The following is a 287-nucleotide window of genomic DNA, read 5'->3' as shown; positions in this document are numbered from 1 at the left end:
CGGGTAATTTGCATGTGCTTCTTCCAGAGCAAGCTTCGCAATGCGCGGGATGTCTTCTTTTTTAAGGCTATCAAGTGTCTCTGGGATTTCGAACGACTGCAACATGCTACGTACTCTAGCTATAAATTTATCAGCGAGTTGTTTGTTGCTTTCTCTGCCTGTTTTTAAAGCACTAGCTTTTGCAAGTTCAGCAAGCTGAGGAATGATGTCGCTTTTCGAATAGTCCAATATGTGTGGTAAGACGATCGAATTGGCGAGACCGTGAGGCGTTGAGTATAGAGCGCCAA

At 44.6% G+C, this 287-nt stretch carries 1 protein-coding gene; it reads right to left on the bottom strand.

Annotated elements, in window-relative coordinates:
• A partial coding sequence (locus tag A3762_RS06625; RefSeq protein ID WP_156493300.1) for an iron-containing alcohol dehydrogenase occupies window positions 1-287 on the bottom strand: 287 nt, incomplete at both ends.

It is taken from the genome of Oleiphilus sp. HI0125, from assembly GCF_001635355.1.
This window is presented reverse-complemented; position numbering and strand designations above follow the sequence as displayed.